Annotated in this window: 19 protein-coding genes; 13 read left to right on the top strand and 6 right to left on the bottom strand. The window is 66.6% G+C overall.

The features are described from left to right. Nucleotides 1-13: 13 nt before the first annotated feature. A complete protein-coding gene (locus IB269_RS10905) occupies nt 14-1,111 on the bottom strand; it encodes an ABC transporter ATP-binding protein (protein ID WP_013804019.1) in 1,098 nt (365 codons plus the stop codon). A 212-nt stretch (nt 1,112-1,323) separates the two neighbouring features. Between IB269_RS10905 and IB269_RS10900 the strand changes: the two genes are divergently transcribed. The 11 genes from IB269_RS10900 (at nt 1,324) to IB269_RS10850 (ending at nt 14,657) form a co-directional block, all read left to right on the top strand. Then, the gene (locus IB269_RS10900) at nt 1,324-2,970 is read left to right on the top strand and encodes an ABC transporter permease (RefSeq protein ID WP_192367156.1); all 1,647 of its coding nucleotides are present in this window, start codon (nt 1,324-1,326) and stop codon (nt 2,968-2,970) included. A 57-nt stretch (nt 2,971-3,027) separates the two neighbouring features. Beyond that, nucleotides 3,028-3,936, top strand: a complete 909-nt coding sequence (locus IB269_RS10895; protein WP_012203519.1) for a LysR family transcriptional regulator — start codon at nt 3,028-3,030, stop codon at nt 3,934-3,936. A gap of 111 nt (nt 3,937-4,047) precedes the next feature. After that, a complete protein-coding gene (locus IB269_RS10890) occupies nt 4,048-5,433 on the top strand; it encodes an 8-oxoguanine deaminase (protein ID WP_013804017.1) in 1,386 nt (461 codons plus the stop codon). A 206-nt stretch (nt 5,434-5,639) separates the two neighbouring features. Beyond that, the gene (locus IB269_RS10885) at nt 5,640-6,956 is read left to right on the top strand and encodes a nucleobase:cation symporter-2 family protein (RefSeq protein WP_012203521.1); all 1,317 of its coding nucleotides are present in this window, start codon (nt 5,640-5,642) and stop codon (nt 6,954-6,956) included. A 31-nt stretch (nt 6,957-6,987) separates the two neighbouring features. Then, nucleotides 6,988-7,356, top strand: a complete 369-nt coding sequence (arsC, locus tag IB269_RS10880; protein ID WP_192367155.1) for an arsenate reductase (glutaredoxin) — start codon at nt 6,988-6,990, stop codon at nt 7,354-7,356. Nucleotides 7,357-7,451: 95 nt separating this feature from the next. Next, complete coding sequence (locus IB269_RS10875) at nt 7,452-9,014, top strand: Do family serine endopeptidase (RefSeq protein WP_096915297.1); 1,563 nt, start codon at nt 7,452-7,454, stop codon at nt 9,012-9,014. A 308-nt stretch (nt 9,015-9,322) separates the two neighbouring features. Next, entirely contained in the window at nt 9,323-10,810 is a 1,488-nt protein-coding gene (locus IB269_RS10870) for an ATP-binding cassette domain-containing protein (RefSeq protein WP_192367154.1), read from the top strand. Nucleotides 10,811-10,846: 36 nt separating this feature from the next. After that, on the top strand, nt 10,847-11,251 hold the full coding sequence (locus IB269_RS10865; RefSeq protein WP_012203525.1) for a hypothetical protein: 405 nt from the start codon (nt 10,847-10,849) through the stop codon (nt 11,249-11,251). 60 nt (nt 11,252-11,311) lie between these two features. Next, nucleotides 11,312-11,986 carry a response regulator transcription factor gene (locus IB269_RS10860; protein ID WP_099734577.1) on the top strand — a complete coding sequence of 225 codons (675 nt, stop codon included), beginning with the start codon at nt 11,312-11,314 and terminating at the stop codon, nt 11,984-11,986. Then, on the top strand, nt 11,983-13,455 hold the full coding sequence (locus IB269_RS10855; RefSeq protein ID WP_192367153.1) for an ATP-binding protein: 1,473 nt from the start codon (nt 11,983-11,985) through the stop codon (nt 13,453-13,455). The genes IB269_RS10860 and IB269_RS10855 overlap by 4 nt, the downstream gene beginning before the upstream one ends. Before the next feature lie 170 nt (nt 13,456-13,625). After that, nucleotides 13,626-14,657, top strand: coding sequence for a sensor domain-containing diguanylate cyclase (locus tag IB269_RS10850; protein ID WP_192367152.1), 1,032 nt, complete (start codon nt 13,626-13,628; stop codon nt 14,655-14,657). A 102-nt stretch (nt 14,658-14,759) separates the two neighbouring features. Here IB269_RS10850 and IB269_RS10845 read toward each other — a convergent pair whose 3' ends face one another. Next, nucleotides 14,760-16,367 (bottom strand): methyl-accepting chemotaxis protein, encoded by a 1,608-nt coding sequence (locus tag IB269_RS10845; protein WP_097203441.1) that lies wholly within the window; start codon nt 16,365-16,367, stop codon nt 14,760-14,762. 476 nt (nt 16,368-16,843) lie between these two features. Here IB269_RS10845 and IB269_RS10840 point away from each other — a divergent pair, with 476 nt between their 5' ends. Then, nucleotides 16,844-17,377 (top strand): DUF2939 domain-containing protein, encoded by a 534-nt coding sequence (locus tag IB269_RS10840; protein ID WP_046987310.1) that lies wholly within the window; start codon nt 16,844-16,846, stop codon nt 17,375-17,377. 33 nt (nt 17,378-17,410) lie between these two features. Here the strand turns inward: IB269_RS10840 and IB269_RS10835 are convergent, their stop codons facing one another. The 3 genes from IB269_RS10835 to IB269_RS10825 form a co-directional block, all read right to left on the bottom strand. Then, nucleotides 17,411-17,635, bottom strand: coding sequence for a hypothetical protein (locus tag IB269_RS10835; protein ID WP_012203534.1), 225 nt, complete (start codon nt 17,633-17,635; stop codon nt 17,411-17,413). Nucleotides 17,636-17,656: 21 nt separating this feature from the next. Beyond that, entirely contained in the window at nt 17,657-18,280 is a 624-nt protein-coding gene (gene yfcF / locus IB269_RS10830) for a glutathione transferase (RefSeq protein ID WP_192367151.1), read from the bottom strand. A gap of 78 nt (nt 18,281-18,358) precedes the next feature. Further along, a complete protein-coding gene (locus IB269_RS10825) occupies nt 18,359-19,039 on the bottom strand; it encodes a hypothetical protein (protein ID WP_192367150.1) in 681 nt (226 codons plus the stop codon). A gap of 133 nt (nt 19,040-19,172) precedes the next feature. Between IB269_RS10825 and IB269_RS10820 the strand changes: the two genes are divergently transcribed. Continuing rightward, the gene (locus IB269_RS10820) at nt 19,173-19,715 is read left to right on the top strand and encodes a helix-turn-helix domain-containing protein (protein ID WP_192367149.1); all 543 of its coding nucleotides are present in this window, start codon (nt 19,173-19,175) and stop codon (nt 19,713-19,715) included. 323 nt (nt 19,716-20,038) lie between these two features. Here IB269_RS10820 and IB269_RS10815 read toward each other — a convergent pair whose 3' ends face one another. Continuing rightward, nucleotides 20,039-21,286: an Ig-like domain-containing protein gene (locus tag IB269_RS10815; protein WP_192367148.1), complete on the bottom strand. Its 1,248-nt coding sequence runs from the start codon at nt 21,284-21,286 to the stop codon at nt 20,039-20,041. Nucleotides 21,287-21,833 lie beyond the last annotated feature (547 nt).

Genomic DNA, 21,833 nt, shown 5'->3' with positions numbered 1-21,833 from the left:
GGACGCCGCTGGTTCAGGCTGCAGCGGACTGCGGGGCGCCCTGTGTTTCTCGTGGGAAGGCGACCACGTGATTCATGTCGAGCCGGATTCCCACCCACTCGCCCACCGCATGGTCGTGGTGGCTGGGCACATGGGCCATCACGCTGTGGCCGCTGGCCAGCTCCAGCGTGTAGAGGAACTCCGAGCCGCGAAACGCCTTGCGCAGGATGCGTGCCTGTACGGGCGAGGCATCGTCGTGCACCACATCGTCGGCGCGCAGCAGCACATCGCATTCGCCGCCCGGGAACTGCGCGGGCAGCGGGCAGGTGGCCGGATCGACCAGATCGCCCAGCGCCGTGCGCGCCACCACGCCGCCGGCCCCGGAAGGCGCCAGCGTGGCCGGCACGAAGACGCCGTGGCCGATGAAGTCCGCCACGAAGCGCGTGGCCGGGCGGTGGTACAGCGAATAGGCGTCGTCCCACTGCTGCAGCTGCCCCTGGTGGACCACGCCGATCATGTCGCCGATGGCAAAAGCCTCCAGCTGGTCGTGCGTGACGAACAGGGCCGTGGCGCCTGCAGCCTTGAGGATGCCGCGCACCTCATGCGCCAGGCGCTCGCGCAGGTCCACGTCGAGGTTGGAGAACGGCTCGTCCAGCAGCATCAGCTGCGGGCTGGGCGCCAGCGCGCGGGCCAGTGCCACGCGCTGCTGCTGGCCGCCCGACAGCTCGTGCGGAAACCTCCCTGCACTGCCGGCCAGGCCCACCAGCTCCAGCACCTCGGCCACGCGCTCGGCCTGGCGCGCCTTGGGCAGATGGTGGATGCCGAAGGCCACGTTGCGGCCCACGTTCAGATGGGGGAACAGCGCATAGTCCTGGAACACCATGCCGATGCGCCGCTGCTCGGGAGGGAGCGAGAAATCCGCGCTGCCCACGAGCTGGCCGTCGATGCGGATCTCGCCGCCGCTCACGGGCTCCAGGCCCGCCACGGCCCGCAGCAGCGTGGTCTTGCCGCAGCCCGAGGGGCCGATGAGCACGCCGATGTCGCCAGCGGCCAGATTCAGCGTGACGCCCTGCACGGCAGGCCTGTCGCGGCCCGGGTAGCGCACCTCGAGTTGGGAGACGGTCAAAAACATGCGGCGATTGTAGAACCGCGCAAATGAATAGAATTCGCATTTGCATTGGCGGGCCAGGGGCATGCCCGGAGCCCGCCGACTCCAGCAGCCTGCAGGCACGCCCGGTCTCGGCGGCGCATCGGCCCACAGGCCGGTGGCTGCCGCGGATCCCGGTCCGTTCCATAGCCCGGCAGCCAGATCCTCCCCCTCATCCTCTAGCCGAGACCTCCGCTTTGCGCCGTCTGTCGTCCGTACTCCGCTCCCTTCCCCTGCTATTGCTGGCCCTGGTGCTGATGCTGCCCGTGCTGGCCGTGCTCGGCTCCTGGCTGCCTGTGGGGCAGGGCGATGCCCTGGCCGGCTCCATCCTGCGCGAGATGGCGGCCACCGTGCTGCCCGGCTATCTGTGGACCACGGTCTGGCTGGGCGTGCTGGTGGCGCTGGGCGCGGCCATCGTGGGCACGGGCACGGCGGCGGCCGTGACGCTGTTCGACTTCCGGGGCCGGCGCCAACTGGAATGGCTGCTGCTGCTGCCGCTGGCCATGCCGGCCTATGTCACGGCCTATGCCTATACCGACTTCCTGCAGTTCAGCGGCCCGCTGCAGACCTGGCTGCGCGACACCTATGGCCTGGAAGGCCGGCTCCTGCCCGAGGTGCGCAGCCTGGGCGGCGCGGTCTGGGTCTTCATCTTCTCGCTCTACCCGTATGTCTACCTGCTGGCGCGCACCGCGCTGGGCGAGCGCGCCGCGCACCTGATGGAGGCCGCGCGCCTGATGGGCGCGCCGCTGTCGCGGCGCATCTGGTCGGTGGCGCTGCCGCTGGCGCGCCCGGCCGTGGCCGCTGGCGTGGCCCTGGTGGTGATGGAGACGCTGGCCGACTTCGGCGTGGTCAGCTACTTCGGCATACAGACCTTCTCCACGGGCATCTACAAGGCCTGGCTGTCCATGGACAACCGCATTGCCGCCGCGCAGCTGGCGACCTTCCTGCTGGTGCTGGTGGTGCTGCTGCTGCAGCTGGAGCTGCGCGCCCAGCGGCGCATGCGCTTCGTCACCGGCAGCACGGGCCGCGCCAGCTCGGCCGAGGCGCAGCCGCTGCGCCTGCGCGGCTGGCGCTGCGCGCTGGCCTGGCTGGCGTGCCTGCTGCCCGTGCTCATGGGCTTTGTGGCGCCCGTGTTCTTCATGCTGCGCCCGCTGGCGGCCGACTGGTCGGTTCTGCCCTGGGACCGCTTCCTCGACTGGGCGCTCAACAGCGTGCGCCTGGGCACCATCACCTCGGTGCTGGCCGTGATCATCGCCGTGGCCCTGGCGTTTGCCGTGCGCCGCAACAAGGAGTCGGCCGTCACGCGCGGCGTGGTGCAACTGGCCAGCCTGGGCTATGCGGTGCCGGGCGCCGTCGTCGTCGTCGGCCTGCTGCTGCCCGTGGGCTGGGTGCAGCAGGTGCGGCCCGAATGGGGTTTTGCCGGCCTGGTCACGGCCACCGCCGTGGGCATTGTCTGGGCCTACCTGGTGCGCTTTTGCGCCGTGGCCCTGCAGTCCATGCAAAGCGGCTATGCGCGCATCGCGCCCAGCCTGGACGACTCCGCCCGCATGCTGGGCACGGGCGCCTGGGGCATGCTGTCGCGCGTGCACTGGCCGCTGCTCAGGCGCTCCACGGCGGCGGCGGCGCTGCTGGTCTTCGTCGATGTGATGAAGGAGCTGCCCGCCACCATGGTGCTGCGCCCCTTCAACAGCGACACCCTGGCCGTCGTGGCCTACCAGCTCGCGCGCGACGAACGCCTGGGCGAGGCCGCCCTGCCGTCGCTGGCCCTGGTGCTGGTGGGCCTGATCCCCGTGATCATGCTCAGCCGCACGCTGCGCGCCGAGCGCCCGGGCACGGCCCGCTGAGCCTGCGCTGCCGGGTGCTGCAAAGCGCGGCGCGGCAAACCCCGCTACGCTCGCGCCATGCACGCCAGAGTCCTGCGCTATCTCGACGAAGTGGTCCGCCGCGGTTCCATCCGCAAGGCGGCCGAACATCTGCACGTGGCCCCCACGGCCGTCAACCGCCAGATCCTCGACCTGGAGGCCGAGCTGGGCACGCCCCTGTTCGAGCGCATCCACAAGCGCCTGCGCCTCACCCCGACGGGCGAGATGGTGCTGGCCCATGTGCGCGCCACGCTGCGCGAGCATGCGGCGCTGCGCGAGCGCATTGCCGAACTGCAGGGCGCGCGCAGCGGCGAGATCACCGTGGCCGCGACCACGGGGCTGGCCGGCTCGCTGCTGCCCTCGCTGGTGCATGAATTCCGCCAGCGCCACCCGGGCATCGTGGTGCGCATCATCGACCTGCCCTTGAGCGACATCGCGGCCGCCGTGGAAGGCGGCGACGCCGACCTGGGCCTGGCCTACGACCTGTCCGAACGCCCCGCGCTGCGCGCGCTGGCCACCAGCGAATGGCAGATCGGCGCCATCGTGCCGCCCCGGCATGCGCTGGCGCGCCAATCGTCCGTGCTGCTCAGCGAGTGCATAGGCCATCCGCTCATCCTGCCCGCGCCGCCGCTGTCCATCCGCAGCCTGCTGGACGAAGCCTTTGCGCGCAACGCCATCGAGGTCACGCCCGTGGCCGAGTCCACCTCCATGGCGCTGATCCAGCGCCTGGTCATGCTGGGCGAGGGCATTGCCCTGCTCAACCCGCTGGACGTGATGGAGGAGCGCAGCCGCAATGCCCTGGTCTTCGTGCCTTTGCGCGATGCGCATCTGCGGCGGCAGACGCTGGTGCTGACCGGCCGGGCCAGGGGGCAGTTGAGCGCGGCGGGGGAGCTGATGGCCCAGTCCATCGGCCAGGCGCTGGCAAGGCTGTTTGCCGGGGGGCGGTGAGTCTTTGGCACTGTCCACTTTTTGTGGACACATCGGGCGGAATTCAGCGCTATCGGCAATGGCTTGTCCTTCCTAGACTGGCGGCTTTTCCATTTCGAAGAAGAGAACGCCATGACCTTGATCGCACTGAACGCCGATGTACTCGTCACCATGGATGCGCAGCGCCGCGAGATCCGCGACGGCGCCCTGGTGGCAGACGGCCCGGCCGTGCAATGGGTGGGCGCCACGGCCGATCTGCCGCCGCAGTACCGCCGCATGGTGGACGACGGCACGGCCCAGGTGCTGGACATGCGCGGCCGCGTGGTCATGCCGGGCCTGGTCAACACGCACCACCACATGTACCAGAGCCTCACGCGCGCCGTGCCTGCCGCGCAGGATGCGGAGCTGTTCTCGTGGCTCACCAACCTGTACATGCTGTGGTCGCACCTCACGCCGGAGATGATCCACGTCTCCACCCAGACCGCCATGGCCGAGCTGATGCTGTCGGGCTGCACCACCACCAGCGACCACCTGTACCTGTATCCGAATGGCGCTCGGCTGGACGACTCCATTGCCGCTGCGCAGCAGATGGGCATGCGCTTTCATGCGGCGCGCGGCTCCATGAGCCTGGGCCGCAGCAAGGGCGGCCTGCCGCCTGACGCGGTGGTGGAGGAAGAGGAAGCCATCCTGCGCGACAGCCTGCGCCTGATCCAGCAGTACCACGACAGCGCACGCCACTCCATGCTGCGCGTGGTGCTGGCGCCATGCTCGCCGTTCTCGGTGACGCGCGAGCTGATGCGCGAGTCCGCCGTGCTGGCGCGTGCGCACGGCGTGTCGCTGCACACCCACCTGGCCGAGAACGACAACGACGTCGCCTTCTCGCGCGAGAAATTCGGCCTCACTCCCGCGCAGTACGCCGAAAGCCTGGGCTGGGTCGGCCCCGATGTCTGGCATGCCCACTGCGTCAAGCTCGATGCCGAGGGCATTGCGCTGTTCGCGCGCACGGGCACGGGCGTGGCGCATTGCCCGTGCTCCAACATGCGCCTGGCCTCGGGCATTGCACCCGTGCGCACCATGCGCGATGCGGGCGTGCCCGTGGGCCTGGGCGTGGACGGCAGCGCCTCCAACGACGGCGCCCACATGCTGGGCGAGGCGCGCCAGGCCCTGCTGCTGCAGCGCGTGGGCCACGGCCCTGCCGCCATGGGCGCGCGCGAGGCGCTGGAGATCGCCACGCTGGGCGGCGCGCGCGTGCTGGGGCGCGACGACATCGGCGCGCTGGCGCCGGGCATGTCGGCCGACTTCGTGGCCTTCGACATGTCGGGCGTGGGCTACGCGGGCGCAGGCCATGACCCCGTGGCCGCGCTGGTGTTCTGCACGCCCACCGACGTGTCCACCAGCGTCATCAACGGCCGCGTCGTGGTGCGTGACGGCCACCTGCTCACGGCCGACCTGCCGCGCGTGCTGACCCGCCACCGCGAACTGGCCCGCACGCTGTTCGAGCGCGCAGCGGGCCACTGACATAAACCTGCAGCGCGGCAGGCCGGCACCCAGGCCATCGCGGGTGCCGACCTGCCGCCCTGCGCCATTTCCCCGAAGCATCTCCAGGAGGCTCGAAGACCCGGACAGCACTTTCAGGACCCCCACCCTTTTCCGGCACCACTGCCCCGACATACATACAAGCGCCTCTGAAGAGGCCGACGGCCAGGACACAAGGAGACAAGACAATGGAACAACTGCTTTACAAGGTGGAAGACCGACCGCCAATGCTCATCACCACGGTCCTTCTGTCGCTGCAGCACCTGCTGGCGGCGCTGGGCGGCATCATCGCCGTGCCCCTGGTCTTCGGCGGGGCGCTCAAGCTGCCGGCCGACCAGATCGTGGCGCTGGTGAATGCAGCGCTGCTGGGCTCGGGCGTGGTCACCATCGTCCAGTGCAGGGGGGTGGGGCCCGTGGGCATACGGCTGCCCTGCGTCATGGGCACAAGCTTCGCCTTCGTGGGCGCGGGCATCAGCGTGGGGCTGGAGCATGGCGTGGCCGGCATCCTGGGCTCCTCGCTGGTAGGGTCGCTGGTGATGATCGTGGGCAGCTACTTCATGCCCGTGATCCGCCGCTTCTTTCCGCACACCGTGACCAGCGTGGTCGTGACCATGATCGGCCTGTCGCTGACCCCCGTCGCCGTGGACTGGGCTGCGGGCGGCGTGGGCCGCAGCGACTACGGCGCGATCGGCCACCTGGCCATCGCCGGCTTCGTGCTGGTGCTGGTGATCGGCTTCGTGCAGTGGGGCAGGGGCATCGTCTCTGCCTCGGCCGTGGTGCTGGGCATCGCCTGCGGCTATGTGCTGTGCCTGGCGCTGGGCCTGATCGACTTCACCCAGGTGAGCGAGGCCGCGGTCTTCGCCATCCCGCAGCCGCTGACCTTCGGCATGACGTTCCCGGTGGCCGGCATCGTCGCCATGTCCATCGCCTTTCTGGTGACCATCGTCGAGACCACGGGCACCTTCATGGCCCTGGGCGCGGCCACGCAGACGCGCATCGACGGCAAGCGCCTGTCCAGCGGCATGCTGTGCGACGGCGTGGGCTCGGCCTTCGCCGCCGTGATGTCCAGCCCTCCGCTGTCCACCTTCGCCCAGAACGTGGGCGTGGTCTCGCTGACCGGCGTGGCCAGCCGCCACGTGGTCATGCTGACGGGCGTCATGCTGCTGCTGGCCGGACTCTTTCCTGTGCTGGGCGCACTGGTGGTGACGATTCCGCAGCCCGTGCTCGGCGGCGCGGGGCTGATGATGTTTGCCATGATCATTTCGGCCGGCATCCGCATGCTCAGCGGCGCCGAGCACTCGCGGCGCGCCAGCCTGATCATCGCGGTCTCGCTGGGCTGCGGCCTGGCGGTCACGGTGCGTCCGGACCTGCTGTCCCGCATGCCTGCCTTCGTGCGCGAAGTCTTCGGCTCGGGCATCACCGTCGGCGCCCTGGTCGCGGTGGGGCTGAACCTGCTGCTGCCCGGCCGCGAGGTCGATGCCCATCCCGAGGAAGCCGTGGCCTGATGCGCATTTTCATGGGCCTACACTGCGGCCCATGAACACCACCGCACCCCGCACCGACATCACCATCTACCACAACAACCGCTGCAGCAACTCGCGCGGCGCGCTGGCCCTGCTGCGCGACAACGGCGTGGAGCCGACCATCGTCGACTACATCGCCCAGCCCCTGGACGCTGCGCAACTGCAGGCCCTGGTCCGGCGGCTGGGCGTGCCCGTGCGCGAGCTGCTGCGCAGCAAGGAAGCCGTCTACACCGAGCTGGGCCTGGGCGAGGCATCCGTCAGCGATGAGCAGCTCATCGCCGCCGTGGCCGAGCACCCCGTGCTGCTCAACCGCCCCATCGTCGTCACGCCCAAGGGCGCGGCGCTGTGCCGTCCGCCGGAGAAGGTGCTGGCGCTGATCTGAGATGCACGGCGAGGGTTCTAAGCCTCGCCTAAGTCTGCCCTTTCAGACTTCTCCTCAACGCAGCAAGGAACGCTGCTTTTGAGGAAAGGTCTGCGATGAACAAGATTCTGTCCACTCCCCGCCGTCTGGTGCTGGCCCTGGTGGCCGCAGGTGCCATCGGCGCCCTGGGCGCCACGGGCGCCGGTCTGGTTGGTGTGGTGCATGGCGATGCGCGTGCCGCCACGTCGCTGTTTGCGCCTGCAGCACAGCCTGCGTCTACCGCTTCTCCAGCTTCCCCCGCCGCCGCCGTGGTGGCGCCCAACTTTGCCGACATCACGGCGCGCAACGGCGCGGCCGTGGTCAACATCAGCGTGGTCGGCAGCTCGCGTGCCATGGGCGAGGATGGCGACGAGGCCGCTGCACGGCAGGGCCAGGGCCAAGGTCAGGGACTGCAGGGCATGGACCCCAACGATCCGTTCTTTGAATTCTTCCGCCGCTTCGGCGTGCCCGGCATGCCGGGCATGGGCCAGGGCCAGCCTCAGCGCGATGTGCCCACGCGCGGCGAAGGCTCGGGCTTCATCGTCTCCAGCGACGGCCTGATCCTGACCAACGCCCACGTGGTGCGCGGCGCCAAGGAAGTCACTGTCAAGCTGACCGACCGGCGCGAGTTCAGCGCCAAGGTGCTGGGCGCCGATCCCAAGACCGACGTGGCCGTGCTGCGCATCGAGGCGAAGAACCTGCCCACCGTATCGCTGGGCAAGACGGCCGACCTGCGCGTGGGCGACTGGGTGCTGGCCATCGGCTCGCCCTTCGGCTTCGAGAGCAGCGTGACGGCCGGCGTGGTCAGCGCCAAGGGCCGCACCCTGCCTGACGACTCCTTCGTGCCCTTCCTGCAGACCGACGTGGCCATCAACCCCGGCAACTCGGGCGGCCCGCTGTTCAATGCGCGCGGCGAGGTGGTGGGCATCAACAGCCAGATCTACTCGCGCTCGGGCGGCTACCAGGGCGTGTCCTTCGCCATTCCCATCGAGGTGGCCACGCGCGTGCAGCAGCAGATCGTGGCCACGGGCAAGGTGCAGCATGCGCGGCTGGGCGTGGCCGTGCAGGAGGTGAACCAGGCCTTTGCCGACTCCTTCAAGCTCGACCGTCCCGAAGGCGCCCTGGTGTCCAGCGTGGACAAGAGCGGCCCCGCCGCCAAGGCGGGCCTGGAGCCCGGCGACGTGGTGCGCAAGATCGATGGCCAGCCCATCGTGGGATCGGGCGATCTGCCGGCCTTTGTGGGCCAGGCGCTGCCGGGCCAGAAGGTCACGCTGGAGATATGGCGCAACGGCGAGGCGCGCACGCTCAGCGCCGTGCTGGGCGATGCCAGCGACAAGGCCGCCAAGGTGGCCAAGGACAAGCCCGACGCAGGCAAGGGCAAGCTGGGCCTGGCCCTGCGCCCGCTGCAGCCCGAGGAAAAGCAGCAAATCGGCGTGAAGGACGGCCTGGTCGTGGCCGACGCCGCAGGCCCGGCCGCCGAGGCCGGCATCACCCAGGGCGATGTGCTGCTGTCCATCAACGGCACGCCTGCCGGTGATATCGAGGCCGTGCGCGCCGCCATGGCCAAGGCCGGCAAGACCGTGGCCGTGCTGATCTGGCGCGATGGCAACAGGATCTTTGTCCCCGTACGTCTCGGGTAAGTGAAAGGAGGTAAGGGACCAGAAGCATCCACACACTTGATTGATCGCACGGCCCCGGCGTGAATGCGCTGGGGCTATCGCTTTGGGAAAACCCAGAGAAAAATGCCAGCGGTCCAAGGATCGGTACGCCAATGTGATGGTTGTATCGTGTGAAATGACGCCCGTTTGCGTTAGTAATGTTTCTTTTTGTGACGGATTGATGTAAGGGAAACCGCTTAGACTGCCGGCCCATCGAGGCGTGCGCTGACCGTCTTGATTCACGGAATACGGCCCCTGGGGGCGCAACGCATCACAGGAAAGGCACGGCTTTGAATCAGGACTACAGCTTGCAGGTGGCGGGTTTGGGCGCATCGTTCGGTGCGCGCGTCATCCTGGCTGAGGTGGACTTCGCACTGCCCGCCCGGGGAGTCACCGTTTTGCTGGGGCCTTCGGGATCGGGCAAATCCACCCTGCTGCGCACGCTGGCCGATCTCAATGCCGCCAACCCGCGTTTTCGCCGCTGGGGCAGCACGCGCTACGCGGGCCAGCCATGGCGCAGCGGCCTGCAGGCGCCGCGCCTGGTGCAGCAGCAGGCCAGGCTGATGATGGCCAGCACCTTCGATGCCATCGTGGAGCTGGCGCGCCCCCGTCTCAAGCTGGTGCCGCATGAACTGCGCGACTGGTGCCGCGCCCAGGTGCAGGCCTTCGGCTTTCCCGAGCTTGCGCTGATGTTCGACCAGCCGGCGCTGCAGCTGTCCCCCGTGCAGCAGCGTGCCGTGGCCATCCTGCGCGAGGCGCTGGCCGAGCCGGCGCTGCTGATGGTGGACGAGCCCACGGCCGAGCTGGAGGGCTACGAGGCCTTCGTGCTGCTGGAACTGCTGCGCCAGGTGGGTCAGCGCACCGCCGTGCTGATGAGCACGCACCAGCAGCAGCACGCACAGGCCGTGGCGCAGGACATGCTGCTGCTGGCCGGCGGCCGCATCGCCGAGGCGCAATCCATGGAAGCCTTTCAGCGTGCGCCGCTGTCGCTGGCGGGCCAGCAGTTCCTGCGCACCGGCAGCTGTGCCGTGGCTTCTCCCGATGCGCGGGCCGAAGACCTGGAGGAGGGCGTGCCCCTGCCTCCTCCGCTGCCTGCAGCGGCCGTGGCCGCGATCTCCGAGTTTCTGTCGGATGCAGTGGCCGCCGAGCCTGCATCCGAGCCCATGCCTGCACCTGCGCCTGCGCCCGTGCCTGCATCCATGCCTGCACCCGCACCGACACCCGCTGCCCGCCCACGCGCCGTCAATCCCGCCGTGCTGGTGGACTGGCAGCCGTTGGCCGCCGACCCGCAGGCCGTGCCCGCCAGCCGCGGCCCCAACGGTTTTGCCTGGCTGGTGCCGGGCCGGCTGGCCGGTGCGCCGCAGCCCGGCGTGGTGCAGTCCATGGACTTTGACCTGAAGGCCCTGCGCGGCTGCGGCGTCACCGTGCTGATCACGCTGACCGAAAACGACCTGCCGCAAGAGCCGCTGCAGCGGCACGGCCTGCGCAACCTGCACCTGCCGGTGCGCGACCACGAATCACCCACGGTGGCCCAGATCCAGATGCTGCTGGCGCGCATGTCGGCCATGCTGCGCGCGGGCGAGGTGCTGGCCGTGCACTGCCTGGCCGGGCTGGGCCGCACGGGCACGGTGCTGGCCGCATGGCTGGTGCGCGAGGGCCTCACCGCCGACGAGGCGCTGCGCCGCGTGCGCCTCATCGACGCCCAGTACGTGCAGTCCCAGGCCCAGGAGGACCTGCTCTACGCGTACGAAGTGGCACTGCTGCTGAAGATGGGCTGACCGATCACATCCATTCACAAAAAAAGGAAAGCTGCAATGAGCCTGGATAACGTTTTGAGCGAGGTGGCCGGGTCCGTGCCCGAGTGCCTGGCCATCGGCTACGTGGATGCCGCCTCCGGCATGCTGCTGGCCATCCGCACGGTGGACTCGCATCCGCGCGAAGTCATCGACCTGGTGGCCGCCGCCACGGCCGACCTGTTCAACGGCCCTAATGTCTCGATGATCGAGAGCCTGTTCAAGAAGTCGCGCGGCCTCAAGGACGACGGCCACCACTACTTCCAGGAGCTCATCGTCAACAGCGACAACCTCATCCACGTCTTCCTGCGCGGCAAGCTCATGCCCGACTACGTGGCCGTCTTCGTCTGCCGGCGCACGGCCAACCTGGGCATGGCGCTGACCAAGGCCCGGATGGCCATGCCTAAGATTGAAGCGGCGGTGTAGCCGCCGCTCACCCCCTGAGTCGCCAACTGAGCCAGCCTTCCAGGGAGCTATTCTTCAACCATGCGCTTACTGCTTGTCGAAGATGACGCCATGATCGGCGAGGCCGTGCAGACCCTGCTGCGCGGCGAGGGCCATGCGGTGGACTGGGTCCGTGACGGCCTGCAGGCCGATGCGGCCCTGTGCCCCGGCCCGGGTGGCGGCCATGGCTATGACATGGTGCTGCTGGACCTGGGCCTGCCGGGGCAGGACGGTTTGCAGGTGCTGCGCCATCTGCGCGGGCGCCGCGACCGCACGCCGGTGCTGGTGGCCACGGCGCGCGATGCCGTGCGCGACCGCATTGCCGGGCTGGATGCGGGGGCCGATGACTACGTGGTCAAGCCCTATGACCTGGACGAGCTGCTCGCGCGGCTGCGTGCGCTGGCGCGCCGGGCGTCGGGCGCAGTTGATCCGCTGTACGAGCGCGAAGGCGTGCGGCTCAATCCCGCCACGCGCGAGGCCAGTGTCGATGGGCGCGACGTGGTGCTCTCCGGCCGCGAATGGGCGGTGCTGGAGACGCTGCTGGCACGCCCGGGCAGCACGCTGTCGCGCCAGCAGATCGAGGACAAGCTCTACGGCTGGGGCGACGAGGTCAGCAGCAACGCCATCGAGGTCTACATCCACGGCCTGCGCAAGAAGCTGGGCGCGGGGCTGATCCTCAATGTGCGCGGCGTGGGCTACATGGTGCCCAAGCCATGACGGCGCCGGCTTCCTCCCTTGTTTCCTCCCTTATCGCCCGGGCGCGCAGCCGCCTGCCCGGCGCACTGGGCACGCGGCTGCTCCTGTTCCTGGGGGCGGCCATCGTGCTCACGGCGCTGCTGCAGGGCCTGCTGGCCTACCGCAATGCGCTGCTGCAGACCGACACCCTGTTCGACTACCAGATGCAGCAGACCGCCTTTGCGCTGCGCGCCGGCCTGCCGGTGGATGCGCGCGGCAGGCCCCAGGGCACGCCGCCCGAGGATGAGAACCACGAATTCATCGTCCAGGTCTGGACCAACGAAGGCCTGCGCATTTTTGAATCCGCCCTGGGCGCCGCGCTGCCGCAGATGGCCGTGCTGGGCTTTGCCGACGTGCCCGCGCGCGGCACGGTGTACCGCGTGTTCTCGCTGCAGACGCGCTCGCAGGTGATCCAGGTGGCGCAGGACATGCGCGTGCGCCGCACCCTGGCGCGCGACGCCGCCTGGCAAAGCCTGCTGCCCATTGCTCTGCTGGCGCCCGTGCTGGCGCTGGCCGTGTGGTGGGTGGTGCGCAGTTCGCTGGCGCCCGTGCAGCGCGTGCGCCGCGAACTGGCCACGCGCCGCCCGCAGGACCTTGCGCCCGTGCCGGCCGAGGGCCTGCCCGACGAGGTGCGGCCCCTGGTGGCCGAGCTCAACGCGCTGCTGCAGCGCGTGGGCCAGGCCTTCGAGGCGCAGCAGCACTTCGTGGCCGACGCCGCGCACGAGCTGCGCTCTCCGCTGGCCGCGCTCAAGCTGCAACTGGTTGCCTTGCAGCGCGCGCCCGATGTGGCCGCGCATGACGAGGCCGTGCAGCGTCTTTCAGCCGGCATAGACCGGGCCACACGGCTCGTCGAACAATTGTTGACATTGGCGCGGCAGGAAGCCCAAGGCACGGTACAAGGCACGGCCCCAGGCCTGCAAGGCATGCAGGGCCAGCACGGCGCTGCCGCGGCCGCACCTGCCGACGTGGACCTGCGCGAGGTGGTGGAGCAGGCCCTGGCAGACCAGGCCGTGGCCGCCCAGCAGCATGGCCTGGACATGGGGCTAAGCGAGTCCCCGCAACTGCGGCAGTCCTTTGCCGTGGCGGGCGACGCACAGTCCTTGCAGATGCTGGTGCGCAACCTGCTGGACAACGCCGTCAAGTACGTTCCGCAAGGCGGCCGCGTCGATGTCGGCTGGCGCTGCGATGCCCAGGGCCGCGCGCTGGTGGTCGAGGACTCGGGCCCCGGCATTGCCGAAAGCGAGCGCGAACTGGTGCTGCGGCGCTTTGTGCGTGGGCCCTCTGCGGCTTCAGCGGCTTCTGCGGGCCAGCCGGCGCAGGGCAGCGGACTGGGCCTGGCCATCGTGCAGACCATTGCCGAGCGCCACGGTGCTCGCCTGCTGCTGGACCGCTCGCCCACGCTGGGCGGCCTGCGCGTGCAGGTGATGTGGCCGCCTGTGTCGGGCCGCTGACAGCGGCGCGTGGCGCGCAGGCCTATCGGCGTGTAGCGCGCGGCGGGAATGCTTCCCGCCTGCGTCCGGCCGGGTCACAATCCCCAAATTGGTGCCGGCCCGCCTGCCTTGCCATTCCCTCAGCAGGCGCGCGGGCAGTCTGCATCCGTAGTTATTTCGAGAGGTATTTCATGGAGTCCCTTGTCCAGCGCCTGTCCCAGTCCGTGACCCAGGCGCATTCGTTGGAAGAGTTGACGCGGCCCCTGCTGCAAATGCTCGAAGAGAGCACGCATCTGGAGTCCACCTATCTCACCACCATCAACGAAGAACAGGGCCAGCAGCGCGTGCTCTACGCACGTAACGCGAGCGAGATGCAGATTCCCGAGGGCCTGGTCGTTCCCTGGGGCGACACGCTGTGCAAGCGCGCCCTGGATGAGGGCCGCATGTACACGCCCGATGTGGGCGACTGCTGGGGAGACTCCGAGGCCGCGCGTGAACTGGGCATACGCACCTACGCCAGCGCGCCCGTGCGTTTTTCGGATGGCCAGCTCTACGGCACGCTGTGCGCGGCCAGCAAGTCCTCGCAGGCCCTGAGCAGCGAGGCCGAAGGCATGCTGCGCCTGTTCGCCAACCTGATTGCCGAGCGCGTGGAGCGCGAGCAGCTCATCGCCAGCCTGAACCGGACCAACCGGGAGCTGGCGGCGCTGGCCTTGCTGGACCCGCTGACCGGCCTGCCCAACCGGCGCTGTCTCACCGACGAGCTGGGCCGGCTCATCGCCCGGTGCGCCCGCAGCCAGGAATGCGTGGTGGTGGGCTTCATCGACCTGGACCGCTTCAAGAACGTCAACGACGAGCACGGCCACGAGGCCGGCGACGCGCTGCTGCGTGCCATGGGCGAACGCCTGTCCGCCCACCTGCGCAGCGCCGACATGCTGGCGCGCTTTGGCGGGGACGAGTTCGTCTTCATCGGCGTGGGGCCCTTGTTCGGCAGCGAGGCCGATGCCGTGGCGCGTGAACTGCAACAGCGCCTGTCGGATGCCTCGGCCTTCCAGGTCGATCTGCCCGATGGCAAGACGCTGGACTACGGCGGCGCCAGCGTGGGCGTGGTCTGCCTGCGGCCGGACTCCATTGACGCCGACGACGCGCTGCAAAAGGCCGATGCGGCCATGTACCGCGTCAAGATGGCGCGCAGCCGCGAAGCCAGGGGCAACGCGCTGCATTGAGCCAGCCGCAGGCCTGGCCCGGCGGCCAGGGCCTGCTGCTGCCTTGCTCCGGCCTGTCTCGCTGTTTCTCGCGCGCGCTCTTCGCTCTTTTTTCTTGCCGTCTCAGCCTGCTGCCAGCATGGGCTGCCTGCGCTGCAGTTCCACGGCGGCATGCTGATGGCCGCTTGCCGCCTCCAGCTTGAAGGCGCCCACCGTGCGCACCAGGTCGCCGGCCTGGCCGCGCAGGCTGGAGGCGGCGGCGGCCATCTCCTCCACCAGTGCCGAGTTCTGCTGCGTGGCCTGGTCCATCTGCGTGACCGCCTGGCCGATCTGGGCCACGCCCGAGCTTTGCTCGGAACTGGCGGCGCTGATCTCGCCCATCAGATCGGTCACGCGGCGTATGGCGTCCACCACCTCGGCCATGGTCGTGCCGGCCTGGTCGGCCAGCGCGCTGCCGTTGTGCACGCGGCTGGCGCTGTCGGTGATCAGTTGCTTGATCTGCTTGGCGGCCTCGGCACTGCGGCTGGCCAGGCCGCGCACCTCGGTGGCCACCACGGCAAAGCCCCGGCCCTGCTCGCCCGCACGCGCGGCTTCCACGGCCGCGTTCAGCGCGAGGATATTGGTCTGGAAGGCAATGCCGTCGATCACATTGATGATGTCGGCGATCTGCCGGCTGGAATCACTGATGCCGCGCATGGTGTCCACCACCTGCCGCACGACCTCGCCGCCCTGCTCGGCCACCGTGGAGGCACCCAGCGCCAGCTGGTTGGCCATCTGCGCGTTGTCGGCGTTCTGGCGCACGGTGGAGCTGAGCTGCTCCATGGAGGCGGCCGTCTGCTGCAGGGCGCTGGCCTGGCTTTCGGTGCGTGAGGACAGGTCCTGGTTGGCCTGCGCGATCTGCCCGCTGGCCGCTGCCACGCTGACCGATCCCTGGTGCACCTGGCGCACCACGCCGCGCAGCCCCTCCTGCATGGTCTGCAGGGCGCGCAGCAGCATGGACACCTCGTCCTTGCCGCGCACATCGATGTGCCGTGTCAAATCGCCCGCCGCCACGGCATCGGCCGTATGGATGGCCAGGCGCAGCGACCGCGCCATGTTGCGGATGATGGACCAGCCCAGCAGCACCCCCAGCAGCACGCCCGCGATGATGGAGCCCACGGCCACCGCAAAAATCACCTGGTACAGCGATTGCGCGGCGTCGTATTCCTCCTTGGCGACGCGGGTCTGCAGCGCGGTCAACTGCACGATCACATCACGCAGCGGCGCGTACAGCGCCTCGTCCTTGTCGATCAGCAGTTGCCGGGCCAGCGCCAGGTCCCCGGACTGCAGCGCCTGCTGGGCCGGCTTCAGAAAGCCCTGCAGGAACAGCGCGCGCACGGCCTCGAAGCGGTCGGCCAGCTGCGCCTCTTCCTCGGTCAGCCGGGTCTGGCGGAACGAGGTCCAGAACTTGTTCACGTCGTTGATGTTGGTCTGTATCTCCTGCTGCTTTTGCTGCGTGTACTCGGGCAGGTGCACGGCAATGGCGCCCGAGACCGCATTGCGGTTGCGCAGCAGCAGGCGCTGCACTTCCAGCAGATCGCCCAGTGCGACCAGGCGCTCTTCATAGACCACCTTGAATCGGCGGTTGGACTCGCTGATTCCATATAGCCCAAAAGCGCCGATCACGATCATGAGCAGTGAGAGAAAACCAATCAAGGCGGTCAGGCGAGTCGATAACTTGAAATTATTCATACTGCGTCCTTTGCATGCATTGCGGATGGTTGGTGGGTACTCGCGTTGTCAGGCCGCTCCGTGATGACTCGCATCTCTCATAACGGAATCGGTAATGAAAATGAGATTTCACTAACGGGAAATGCCCGGTCTGCACAAATGCTCACAGGCATCCGGAAACGGCGATGCTGGCTTGCCGATGGCCAGCGTGGCCAATGGCGATCCATGTTGTATTGGTTTGTAAACTATTTGTTACAAACTATAGTATGAATCGAATGGGCCAGGCAATACCAGTTTTTCAGGCATTGGCCTTGGCCTGATAGGGGTTCTCTGCGTATTGCTTCGCTATTGTTTCGCTATGAAAAATACAGGCGGCAACGGCCCTGGCAGTGGCTGCGGCGCCGAACGGCCCGCCTAGAATCCGCCTTTATGCGCTGTGCATGCGCGTTCATCCGCGCTTGCGCGAGGCCCCTGGCCTGCCTTCACGAAAGAGATCCATGAAACCCAAAACCCTTGCCGGCGCGTTGGCCGCCCTCTGCGTGGCTGCGGCCGGACTGCTCTACGCATCGCCCTACATCGCCCTGCACCAGATCGGCAAGGCCGTGGAGCGCCGCGATGCCCAGGCACTGTCCGGCTACGTGGACTTTCCCGCGCTGCGCGAAAGCATCAAGGGCCAGATGATGGCCAGGCTGCAGTCCCAGATGGGCGGCTCGGGCGACAGCGCCTCCAACCCCCTGGCCGGCTTTGGCCAGCAACTGGCCCAAGGCCTGGTCAGCCAGTTCACCGAGGCGCTGGTCTCGCCCGACGGCGTCATGCTCATGCTGGAAAAAGGCAAGCCCGGCAAACCCACGGACGTGGCCGCCGCAGGCGTGGGCGTGGACACCCAGGGCGGGCCGCCGCGCAAGGACTACTCCGTGGAGTACCAGGGCTGGTCCAAGGTCTTCGTGCACCCGCGCGGCGAGCCGGGCGGCTTCATCTTCAGGCGCGAAGGCCTGATGGGGTGGAGGCTGGTGGCCGTGAAGATGGATTGAGGGGCGCGGGCAGGCCGCCTGCACCCTGGTCCCTCAGCCTTGATGCAGCACCTTCATCACATGGCGCTTGCCCAGCCGCAGCGCGCGGGCATCGGCCTCTGGCTGCGTGTCGCAGGGCTGGTCATCGGTGACGGCCTCCAGGGCCTTGCCGCTGGCCACCTCCAGCAAGGTGGCGCGCGGCAGCCAGGCGCCTGGCGAGGCATCGCTGGGAAGTGATGCGGGCGTGATCCGCACGCCCATGTAGAGAAGGCTGTCCATGGCCTGCCGTATCCGTTCGGATCAGCCTGCCAGGGGCGGGCGGGGCAGGGCCAGCCACTGCTGGACGGCGGGGTGCTGCCACTGCCGGCGCGCATAGGCGGCCAGCGGCGCGGGCACGGCATCGCCGTTGAGCACCAGACGGTTGAGCATCAGCGCCAGATCCACATCGGCAATCGACCATGGGCCGGCGATGTGGTCATCTTCCGAGCGGATGAAGGCTCCCGCCACCGAAAACAGCTTGCGCGCCGCAGCCTGGCCCGCATCCGACAGCGGCGTGGGCGTGGGGCGGTAGAACACCACTTCGGTGCTGCGCTCCGAGCGTAGTGCCATCAGATCGCTGCGCAGCCAGGCCTGGACCTGACGCACGCGGGCACGCGCCTGCGCATCCTGGGGGTAGAGCGGGGCGCCGCCAAAGCGGTCCTGCAGGTACTCGGAAATCGCCGAAGACTCCGACAGGCTGAAATCGCCATCCACCAGTGTGGGAACCCGTGCCGTCAGCGACGCGGCCACATAGTCCGCCCCGGTGTTCTGTCCCGCCGAAAGGTCCAGCGTGCGCAGCTCGAAGTCAATCCCCTTGACCTTCAGCGCAACGAATACGGACATGGCATAGGGAGAGGCGAATTGCGAATCGGCGTACAGCAGCATGAGGGCCTTTCGGGAGACTGCATCAGTGATTGGGGCACTGATGGTAGCCCAGTGCCCGGGCGCATCGGCCATGATCGGTCATGCGCCGTCCGGGGGGTCGCCGCAGATGCGGCCCATGCCGCCTTCAAAGACATCGCGCACGTCACGAAGGGTCTGCGAACCCCATTCATCGCGGTGCTCGCCGTGCAGGGCGGCCGCCACGTAAACGATCTCCGACAACTGCGAGATGCGTGCCGCCATGCCGTGCGCCACGATATGGCTCTCCGTGTTCTGGTGGTCGCCCATTTGCATCAGCACCTGCGCCAACTGCTGGACCTCGTAGTTGGCCTCGCGGGCCAGTTCGCGCCACTGCGATGGCGTTGCGCCGGTGTCCAGCCTGGATTGCAATTCGTGCAGCGTGGTGCGTGGAAACACGATCCCGTCCACCGGCGTCTCTGATATCTGCGCCAGCGCCTGGGCCGCCTCTGCCAGCAGGCGAGTGCGTGGGCCGGACTCCGCATCGCCGGGCACCAGCCGCGCCGAATTGATGCAGGCGGCCACATCAAACGCCGTGTTCTGCAGATCGCACGTCGAGCCGGGCTGCGCCGCGTGGCGTGCCACATCGCTGGCGATGCGCAGCAGGCGGTCGGATTCCCCGCTGTGCCGGTGCGTCTCATCGGTCATCGCGGCCTGCTTGAGTGCTTCAGCGGCCTGCAGGAACAGCGCGCGGTCCGCCTTGGCGAGCTTCTTGCGCGATGGTTTTGCGGCAGCGTGCTTCATGGACCTCCTCCGAGCAACGTACAGGGCGCAGCAAAGGAGCCGCCTGAGGGGTCAGGTAGTATTTGGCGCTTGTAGTGACAACGCTTCATAGACTATCAAACGAAAATTTGATCGTCAATAGTTTATATAAAAAATGTTTGACTTCTCTGCGCGCCTGACGGAGGAAAGAAATAGGCTGGGCCTTAGCCAAGAGGCGTTTGGCGCTATTGCGGGAGTGTCAAAGATGTCCCAACTCAACTATGAGAAGGGCGTCAGAAAGCCTGATGTGGGTTACCTCATGGCTGTGGCGGAGCAAGGGGTTGACGTTGCCTACCTGCTAACAGGTCAACGTTTGTTTGACCCGAACGCCATCCAGCACGAGCGCTCCGAACCGACCCTCGCGGCCCGCCTGCAGCAGGAACGCCAGCGCCTGAACCTCACCGAAGCCGAACTGGCCCACAAGGCTGGGCTGGACAAACAGACCCTGAAGTACTTCGAGTTCGGCGACCTTGTCCCCGACGCCACAGCGCTGAAGCAACTGCACCTCGCTGGCGTCGATATCGGCTACGTGCTGCTCTCTCTGCGCTCCACCCCGCCCGACGCCGATGTGCAGACATTGCTGGAGCACTACGGCAAGGCGACGGACGCTGGGCGTGCGCTGGTGCGAGGGGTGGCGGAGCTGGCCGGGCGGGGGTGAGGGTCTGTGCTCCGATCTCGCCCGGACTACCACGTTCGGCATAGGGAGCTTGTGCACCATCTCGCCCAACTTCATTGGGGAGTGGCTGTGGTTCAAATACTGGCCATCGTGATCTGACGGCTTGGCGTGGTCGTCGGTGTTGGCGGTGCCGTGTCCGGCATGGCCCTGGACGCTGTCGAGGTTTGACGGTGGTCAGCCGCTCGCGGCTGACCACGCTGCTGGTGCAGGGTTGATACATGCTGCCTGGCCTCGCGCGGCGACACCATGAACGCACTGGAATCAGCCTGCTCTCACAAGATGGCCGTCATGGCTGCCTTCTCACCTCAGCTTCGGCGCCTGCTGCGTGACATCCCGAATAAGAACAGTAGCGAAGACAAGGAGATAAGGCTCCATTCGCTGAGAGTCGGCACTGCAGTGACGTTGTTGTCAACAAGGGTGATGGGATTGACAGGTGCTGCAGGGTTGGCAGGAAGGGTGGGGTTGACAGGAGCGGGATCGACAGGAAGGGAATCGACAGGAGGGGTGGGGTCAACAGGCGCGATGGGTTTAACAGGAGCGACTGGGTTTACCTCGATTTTTGGCGAAATAGTCACCGTACTGCTTGAGGAACCTCCTCGCCCATCTGATATTTCGTACGTGATGCTGGTGGCTTCAGATTCGTTCGATTTAAAGGAAAAATTGATAACCCCTGACGCTGAAACCTCTACTGTGCCTCCCGAAACGGGAATGCTCTGTGATGTTCCCGGATTTACGGGTGTGCCGTTGATGCTGGTAACCTGTAGAACATCCGAGTCAGGATCTGTATCGTTCGTCAGCAGGCTTAGATTAAGCGAGTCGCCGACCATGGTGTAGGAGTCTGGATTCGCAATCGGTGGAAGGTTGGTGATGACGGGGTTGGTGTAGGTTCGTATGTTGTAGAAACCCACCACCTCTCCAGATATATCTTTCCCAATCCAGAGAATTTCTTTTATATATAAACCTGCGGCAATATCTTTGGGGGCCAGAGTCACCCCGAAATTTTGAGGGGAAAAATGGGTTTTATTTATCGGGCCAGAGACAACTGTGCTGGTGCCATCGCTCGTCGTGATAATTAGATGCGAGCGCTCGGAAAAATCATTCCAATCCACAACGTCAAAACTAAAGGCTGCTGTGGTGACATCAACGGGTTTGAGTGAAATTCCATTGTCAATGTTCACGGCTGCAAAAATGCCGCTGTCTGAAGGAGTTGCGGTATTCCACCAGAGGCAGGATTTGATAGTGTCCTGGTCCCCTTTTCCAGAATCAAGGGAGCGGCAATACTTGGATGGTGACCAGGAATTTCCCCTGTTGGGTCCGTACGCTGTTACCGTGAAACCATTCCAACTGTCCGGGGCGGTTGAATTACCAATTGGCTTTAAATCAACTGCGGTTTTGAAATCTTCTTCAGTTGCGATGGTTCCTGAGCCAATGGATTTCAAGAATTCCGGTTGATTGTCAACGAATGTCAAAAATGTGGCCGCATGGCTGTGTGGTATCCAGGAAATAGCTCCAAGGAATGCTGCCACTTTCAATTTTCTTTTGATTAAATGCATTGACTTTATCCATAGCCAAAGATTATGAAGCGGGCAATGATGTAGGAGGTTGGATGCGATGACAATTGAGGGTTTTGTGAATTTTTGTGAACATTTGTGTATGAAATGTTAACTGTCGGAGATGCCGCCATTGCCTAATTCCTGGGCGTAGAGGGACGGCAGTTCGGCAGTCAACGATTCTGGTGAGTGGCATGAAACGAGTTGGACCGAGGCAGGGTTCGGTACAAGGGATTTGGCGTTTACGGGGAGGCAAGTGCATCCAGACGACCACGTTGCATGGCGTGCTTGTTGGAAGTGGGGCAATGGCCCCACTTGGAAGAGTGCCATTGCCAACGGCGCCGCATCTCCGCTTGCGTCTGCTCGACTTCACGTAGAAATGTTAATTTTTTGCATGCCCTGTTCATGGTTCATACTCCTAAGGCATGATGAGAATGCGCTATCAATAGAATTGAGTCGATGGGATTAATTATTTCTTCAACAAGCCCTCCACTCAAAATTTGACATCCGGATATAGAGATGCAGGGATTTGACCGTATGACTTTGCGTA

Origin of the sequence: Delftia sp. DLF01, from assembly GCF_014852125.1 — a bacterium.
GTDB classification, from domain to species: Bacteria; Pseudomonadota; Gammaproteobacteria; order Burkholderiales; family Burkholderiaceae_C; genus Comamonas; species Comamonas acidovorans.
The sequence above is the reverse complement of the archived record's forward strand: the minus strand, read 5'-3'. Positions and strand labels throughout refer to the sequence as shown.